Origin of the sequence: Microbulbifer sp. 2205BS26-8 (assembly GCF_030731025.1) — a bacterium.
GTDB lineage: Bacteria > Pseudomonadota > Gammaproteobacteria > Pseudomonadales > Cellvibrionaceae > Microbulbifer > Microbulbifer spongiae.
This window is the reverse complement of sequence record NZ_JAVAMR010000006.1, coordinates 108028-114792: the sequence shown is the minus strand read 5'-3', so window position 1 is coordinate 114792 and position 6765 is coordinate 108028. Positions and strand designations below refer to the sequence as shown.

Genomic DNA, 6765 nt, shown 5'->3' with positions numbered 1-6765 from the left:
TTCACATCTTTCCCCTTCAAATAAAAAAAGAGATAGCCATGCGCCTGATTATACCTATTTTGTTATCCATGCTGCTTGTGGGTTGCTTGGAAGTTGAAGCAGAAACTCAAGATTACGACCGCCACGAGTGGCTCCCCCGTTGGTCTGACTCTGATGGTGACTGCCAGAGCACCCGTCACGAGCTGCTGATCCAGTTCAGCCTGGCCCCAGTGACTTTTACCAATGCCAAGAGCTGTACAGTGAATACTGGCCTGTGGCTAGATCCCTACACCGGCCAATTCTTCACCCTGGCCTCTGATCTGGATATTGAACATATCGTCCCACTTTCATGAGCTCACGAGCATGGTGGTGCAGACTGGACTGTAGAGTTGAAGCGGCAGTTTGCAGAAGACCCTGAGAATCTATGGCATGTTGATGATGAGCGGAACCAGAGTAAAGGAGACAAAGGCCCTGATGAGTGGATGCCGCCTTATGAGCCAGTCCAGGCCGCCTATGCCGTGGTTTATGGCAATAGTTGAGAAGTATGGGTTGGCTCTAACTGAAGATGAGTCGACTCAGTTTGTTGTGATAGTGAAGATCTGAAATGTGTTGCACCAAATTTGCACCAAAATATACATAACTTATTGATTTATAAGAAATATATGATTCTACCACAGGGACTTTGCGTATTTGTGCGCATCCAGGATTTGACCTGCCAGGATCGATGCGCGCATCAGATTGATAATACCCAGTCCCGCTTCTCTTTACAGAACACTCGGCAGGATAAAAAAGGCCGCCGGCTGGGGTTTTGCATGCAGTCGCTGTTGCTATCCGCCGATTCTGTGTCTGTATGCCGCGATGCAGCTTGAACTGCACTGGCAGTATTCAGTTGGCGTTAAATTCATTAATTAGATACCTCATTGGCTGGATGGAAATTGGGTTTCTCTGCTGCCTGGGAGCAGCGGGATACCATCCCCTGTACTATCTTGCAGAATACAGTGGAGCTCCGCTCCTCTGCGGGAAGATTGTGTACTACTGGCTGGCACTGCCGATTTGCAGCTACAGTGCGGTGCGGCGGAGTGAAACAGGGTATCACCAACAGCCAGTACACAGACATTGACTGCTTTTTTCGTCAATCACCGTGCGTTGCTGTGCCGACATGACCTGTCTGCTGCGCGGGCTGCTGGCCCGGGCGGCGGCGTGGCAGGTGTCTATAGGCATCACGAATACCTTGCGGCACCACTTTCCAAGCCAGACAGCAGCAACACCAAACGGGCCTGTACCCTGTCCGATGGGCCACAGGGAGAGCCTAACAGTCAGTGCCACTGGTTTGACAGCGGAGAAAAAGATGAATGACATGGCACGCGCCAAATACCTTCCCATTGCCCTGGTGGTAATTGGTCTGATTTTTATCTTCGCCGTCTACCCCATGATGACATGGGTATCACCCTCGGGTTGGCGTTGGATGCCACCACAACCTGAATATGAACAGATTCTAATGGGAACCTACGCAACGCTGGGCATATTCCTGATTCGCGCTGCAAAAAATCCCATTGTCCATGCGAGCCTGATCTGGTTCACGATCTGGTCCAGCCTGGTGCACGCCACCATTATGCTGTTGCAGGTGCTGGCCGACCCGACTGAGCGCGCCCATCTGATCGGGAGTATCCCGAGTTTTTATTTGATGGCGGGAGTTCTCTGGTATCTGATGCCCAGCCGCAGCTTTAAAAATCAACAGCTCAGCGATAATTCTTGAGAACAGTGGCCTCTTGATTCTACGCGACAATTGGCCTGCGCTATAAGGCCGATAACAAGGTCTAATTTCCCGTTGACGGTATACCCCATTACTATTTTTTTTCGTAACAGAGACTAGTGGCGGGGTAAACAAACCAATGAAATATCTTCCTTTATTTGCATTTACTATCGGTCTGATAGGCAGTGCCAATGCTGAAACACTCACCCGTGATAATGGCGCGCCTGTAGGCGATAACCAGAACGCGCAGACAGCGGGAGAAAATGGCGGCAACATGCTACAGGATGTGCAGCTTCTACAAAAATTGCAGCGTTTTTCCCGTGAACGAATTCCCGAGCGGGTTGTGCATGCGCGCGGAACCGGGGTCCATGGAGAGTTTGTACCCACGGCGGATATCAGTAACCTGACTCGCGCAGCAGTATTTGAGCCCGGTAGCAAGACACCGGTGTTTGTACGCTTTTCCACGGTTATCCACTCCAAAGGGTCCCCGGAAACCCTGCGTGACCCGCGCGGCTTTGCCACCAAATTTTATACAGAAGAAGGAAACTGGGATCTGGTTGGTAATAATCTGCCAGTATTTTTTATACGCGACGCAATTAAATTCCCGGATATGGTGCACTCGTTGAAACCTTCACCGGTAACCAACCAGCAGGACCCCAATCGGTTTTTTGATTTTTTCAGTCATGTGCCAGAAGCCACTCATATGCTGAGCTGGGTATATTCTGATTATGGAACGCCGGCGAATCTGCGTCAGATGGACGGCTGGGGCGTGCACGCTTACAAGCTTATCAATGAGGAGGGCGATGTAAATTATGTAAAATTCCATTGGAAATCTCGTCAGGGTATCAACAACCTGACTGCTGAGGAAGCAGCGGAAATCCAGGCGAAAGATTTCAGTAACGCAACTCGCGATATGTATGCGGCGATTGAAAAAGGGGACTACCCCAAGTGGGACCTGTATATCAAAGTTCTGAAACCGTCGCAGCTGAATGGCTTTGCTTACAACCCGCTGGATGCCACCAAGATGTGGTTGGATGTGCCAGAAACTCAAATTGGCACCATGACCCTGGACCGGATGCCGGCAAATTTCTTTCAGGAAACAGAGCAATCCGCTTTTGCACCAGCGAATATAGTACCGGGTATCGAGCCTTCGGAAGATCGCTTGTTGCAGGGACGTATCTTCTCCTATTCTGACACGCAGATGTATCGACTCGGGGCAAATCATCAACAGCTACCGATTAACCGCCCCCGTGTTGCAGTACAGAATTGGAATCAGGATGGTGCAGGTAATTACGGTCAGCAAACTTCGGATGTGAATTATCAGCCGAGCCGTATTGACCCGCGTAATGAAGATCCCAAGGGCCTTTACAGCAGCAAGCCATTGACCGGGAGCACACAGCAAAGAGCGATCGAGAAAAAGCTCCCCTTTGCCCAGGCCGGGGTTTTTTATCGCGGCCTAAGCTCAGAGGAGCGCCAAAGCCTGATTGAAAACCTCGCGGGTGATCTCGGCAAAGTGCGCGATGACAATACCAGGCACATTATGCTGAGTTATTTCTACCGGGCCGATAAGGACTATGGCGAGCGTCTGACCAAGGCTGTAGGTGGGGACTTGAACCGGGTCAAGAAACTGGCCCGGTAGGCTTCTGTCAAGGGGCGGCAACTGCCGCCCGGGATTTTCCAGAGGTGGAACCATGAGGTATGTTTTTCTCACCGCACTCTTTGTCGCTGTGGGGGCTTTTGCGCAGGAACCGGCTGATAAAGATGCTGGCTTTGCCGAGCTTTCCCGCTACTACTTTGCCGCGGCCCGAATCGGCGATACAGAGGTACTGCGTGAATTTTCCCAGGCGGGCTTCCCTCTGGATCTTAAAAACCCCAAAGGCTACACGGCATTGATGATCGCCACCTATAACGGCAATGAGCCGGCGGTGGATTACCTTCTGGAACGGGGTGCAGACGCCTGCGTGGAGGACCGCCGAGGCAACACTGCCCTGATGGCCGCAATCTTTCGCGGGGAGTTCTCGATTGCTCGCACCCTGCTTAAACAGGACTGCGATGCCGCACGAACCAATAAGGCCGGTCATAGCGCAGAGGATTTTGCCCGGGTGTTTGGGCGCGAGCGGGTGGTGCAGTTACTGCAACAGCGGCGCATGGCAGCAGAGGGTTGATCCATTACACGCCGACCTGGGTAGTCTGCGAAGGCGACAAAAAAGTCTCCCCGGGGGAATTCAATGGAGCCTGCCGCATCAACCGGTGACCGCTCAATCAGTGTTTGTCCCCGCCCCCGCGACCGCGTTAGCATAGTCAACTGTAATCCAGCTGGTACCCGCTATGCCCCAGAACCCCCATCCTTACGAAGCCCTGACACCGGATGTGGTTATAGACTGTGTGGAGAGCAGCGGGTTGATTTCCGATGCGCGTATATTCCCTCTCAACAGCTATGAGAACCGCGTTTACTCGGTGGGTATTGAGGGGGGTGAACCACGCATTGCCAAGTTCTACCGCCCCGGTCGCTGGAGCGATGCACAGATACTGGAGGAGCACCAGTTCACCCTGGAGCTGGCGGCAGCGGAGATTCCTGTAGTGGCGCCGCTACAATTTGAAGGGCGCACCCTGCTGGAGTCCGCCGGATTCCGCTTCGCCCTGTTCCCCCGCCGCGGAGGGCGCCAGTTGGAGCTGGACAACTTCGATCACCTGGTGCAGGTGGGGACCATGCTCGGGCGCATCCATGCCATTGCTGCTGCGAAGCCATTTACCCATCGCCCGGCCCTGACCCTGCAACATTTCGCCATTGACAGCCGTGAATTTATTCTGGATGGTGATTTTTTACCGCCGGAAAACCGCGAGGCCTACGCCACTGTGACCGGTCATATCATTGAGCAGGTGGCGCCGTTGTTTGAGCGCGACTGGGACCTGTTGCGCCTGCACGGTGACTGCCACAGCGGCAACTTCCTGTGGCGCGATGACACCCCCTGGTTTGTGGATCTGGATGATTGCCTGATGGGCCCGGCCATCCAGGATATCTGGATGCTGATCTCGGGTAATCGCGCGGAGCAGACCGCCTACCTGGATGCGGTGCTGGAAGGCTATGAAACCTTTTACCCTTTTGATCCCAAGCAATTACAACTGGTGGAGCCGCTGCGCTGCCTGCGCCAGATGCACCACGCCGCCTGGCTCGCACGGCGCTGGCGGGACCCGGCGTTTCCCCGGGCCTTCCCCTGGTTTAATACCCCCCGCTACTGGGCGGAACATATTCTGGCGCTACGGGAGCAGCAGTCGGCACTGCTGGAGCCGCCACTAACACTGGGCACGGTATAATATGGAAAAATCCACTATGGGCGCTATTCGAACCGGGACTGACATGGATCTGATGTGGGAGAGAATTCGCACCGAGGTGGCACAGCAGGTCGAGCGGGAACCGATTCTGGCCAGCTTCCTGCACGCCACCATTTTAAATCACACTACCCTGGAGGCTGCACTCAGCTTTCATCTGGCCAACAAGCTGGATAATACCGTGGCGCCGGCGCTGTTGGTCCGCGAGGTGATCGATGAGGCCCTGGCCGCAGATCCCGGTATCGGCACGGCTGCGCGCGCAGACCTGGAAGCCACCTATCTGCGCGATTCCGCGTGCCACTCTCCCTGCGAACCGTTACTGTATTTTAAGGGATTTCACGCCCTGCAGGTGTATCGGGTAGCCCACTGGTTGTGGCAACAACAACGCCGCTCGCTGGCGATGTTCCTGCAGCACCGGGTGTCCGTGGTTTTCGGTGTCGATATTCACCCGGCCGCACAGTTGGGCGAGGGCATACTGCTGGATCACGCCACCGGCATTGTTATCGGAGAAACCGCGGTGGTGGAGGACAATGTCTCCATCATGCAGTCAGTGACCCTGGGGGGTACCGGAAAGGAGACCGGTGACCGCCACCCAAAAATCCGCTGCGGGGTCCTGATTGGCGCCGGCAGCAAGGTGCTCGGTAATATCGAAGTGGGGGTTTGCGCCCAGGTGGCCTCCGGTAGTGTGGTACTCAAGCAGGTACCGGAGAAGACTCTGGTGGCCGGTGTGCCGGCCGAGGTGGTGGGACCGGCAACCTGCGCCCAGCCGGCCATGTCGATGGATCAGTGTGCGCTCCCGGCAGTGGAAAAATAGCGGGCTTACTCCCGTTTGCACAGAGCGCAGTGGGCTTCCAGCCCCTCGGGAAGTGGCTAATTGGAACTATCCTTGTATCCATGAAATACAGTCTCAGCGCCAAAAACCTTGTCTGCCGAAACCTCGAAACCTATGCCAGCTATAAAGCGGGCCTGATCAGTCCCGACCACACCCGGGAAATTACCGGCATAGTGCGCAGTGACAGCGGATTGTTGTCGGGCAGCCTCAACCAAGTGGTCTCCAACACGGTGATGCCCCCGCGTATCCTGCAGCGCTTTGCGGTGGATTACTTTGCCGAGCGCCACAGCCCCTTCACCCTCTGGCACAGTGCCACCAAGCCCTTGGATGATCGTGCGCTGGAAGAGCTGGGTCTGCATAGAGAACCGTCTCAGGTGGCGATGGCGGCGGAGGTACAGTTTCTCACCCCGGATTCGGTTTTGGCGCCCGAGCTGCGCGGGCGGTTAACCTTTTCCCAGGCGAAAAAGGAAGATCTGTCCGACTATGCCCAGGTGCAGGCAGCGGGATGCGGCAACACCCGTGAGGCAGCCCAGTTGAACAAGTTTTATGGGGCCCTGGTCAATATTCCCGAGCAGAGGCGCGCGCGTCTGCGGTTTTTTTTGGCCCGACTGGATGGCTGCGCAGCCGCGGCCGGTTGCTTGTTTGCCTCCGCCGATGCCCTGGGTCTGTACGATCTGTTTACCCTGGAGGACTACCGGGGACAGGGAATCGGTCGTGCGCTTTTCTGCCATCTGTTGCAACAGGCCCAGGCCAGTCACCACCGCAGCCTGGTGGCACTGGTGCCGGCCGACCGGCAGCAGCTACCGCTGGACTGTGGTTTTTTTGCTGTTGGGGAAGTGGCGTGTTATTTGTATAGGCCCTAGTGCATTTA

The 6765-nt window shown here is 55.2% G+C and carries 7 protein-coding genes and 1 pseudogene; 7 read left to right on the top strand and 1 reads right to left on the bottom strand.

Annotation, left to right across the window (positions count from 1 at the left end; translation table 11 throughout):
• Nucleotides 1-332: pseudogene (locus Q5Y71_RS03745) on the top strand (hypothetical protein); the annotation flags it as partial.
• Between the two features lie 739 nt (nt 333-1071).
• Here Q5Y71_RS03745 and Q5Y71_RS03740 read toward each other — a convergent pair.
• Entirely contained in the window at nt 1072-1338 is a 267-nt protein-coding gene (locus Q5Y71_RS03740; protein ID WP_306040209.1) for a hypothetical protein, read from the bottom strand.
• On the opposite strand from Q5Y71_RS03740, the gene Q5Y71_RS03735 reads away from it, so the two are divergent.
• From Q5Y71_RS03735 to Q5Y71_RS03710, 6 genes are all read left to right on the top strand, one after another.
• Nucleotides 1328-1735, top strand: a complete 408-nt coding sequence (locus Q5Y71_RS03735; protein ID WP_306040207.1) for a DUF6632 domain-containing protein — start codon at nt 1328-1330, stop codon at nt 1733-1735. The two genes, Q5Y71_RS03740 and Q5Y71_RS03735, sit on opposite strands and share 11 nt — an antisense overlap.
• 136 nt (nt 1736-1871) lie before the next feature.
• Nucleotides 1872-3371 carry a catalase gene (locus Q5Y71_RS03730; protein ID WP_306040205.1) on the top strand — a complete coding sequence of 500 codons (1500 nt, stop codon included), beginning with the start codon at nt 1872-1874 and terminating at the stop codon, nt 3369-3371.
• Between the two features lie 52 nt (nt 3372-3423).
• Nucleotides 3424-3897 (top strand): ankyrin repeat domain-containing protein, encoded by a 474-nt coding sequence (locus Q5Y71_RS03725; protein ID WP_306040203.1) that lies wholly within the window; start codon nt 3424-3426, stop codon nt 3895-3897.
• 163 nt (nt 3898-4060) lie between these two features.
• A complete protein-coding gene (locus Q5Y71_RS03720; RefSeq protein WP_306040201.1) occupies nt 4061-5047 on the top strand; it encodes a serine/threonine protein kinase in 987 nt (328 codons plus the stop codon).
• Between the two features lies 1 nt (nt 5048).
• Nucleotides 5049-5876, top strand: coding sequence for a serine O-acetyltransferase (gene cysE / locus Q5Y71_RS03715; RefSeq protein WP_306040200.1), 828 nt, complete (start codon nt 5049-5051; stop codon nt 5874-5876).
• Between the two features lie 80 nt (nt 5877-5956).
• Nucleotides 5957-6757, top strand: coding sequence for a GNAT family N-acetyltransferase (locus Q5Y71_RS03710; protein WP_306040198.1), 801 nt, complete (start codon nt 5957-5959; stop codon nt 6755-6757).
• Nucleotides 6758-6765 lie beyond the last annotated feature (8 nt).

Bases quoted from the DNA above. Each gene is read 5' to 3' on its own strand.
- Q5Y71_RS03735 (WP_306040207.1), top strand. From the start codon at position 1,328: ATGAATGACATGGCACGCGCCAAATACCTTCCCATTGCCCTGGTGGTA.
- Q5Y71_RS03740 (WP_306040209.1), bottom strand. From the start codon at position 1,338: ATGTCATTCATCTTTTTCTCCGCTGTCAAACCAGTGGCACTGACTGTT.
- Q5Y71_RS03730 (WP_306040205.1), top strand. From the start codon at position 1,872: ATGAAATATCTTCCTTTATTTGCATTTACTATCGGTCTGATAGGCAGT.
- Q5Y71_RS03725 (WP_306040203.1), top strand. From the start codon at position 3,424: ATGAGGTATGTTTTTCTCACCGCACTCTTTGTCGCTGTGGGGGCTTTT.
- Q5Y71_RS03720 (WP_306040201.1), top strand. From the start codon at position 4,061: ATGCCCCAGAACCCCCATCCTTACGAAGCCCTGACACCGGATGTGGTT.
- cysE (WP_306040200.1), top strand. From the start codon at position 5,049: ATGGAAAAATCCACTATGGGCGCTATTCGAACCGGGACTGACATGGAT.
- Q5Y71_RS03710 (WP_306040198.1), top strand. From the start codon at position 5,957: ATGAAATACAGTCTCAGCGCCAAAAACCTTGTCTGCCGAAACCTCGAA.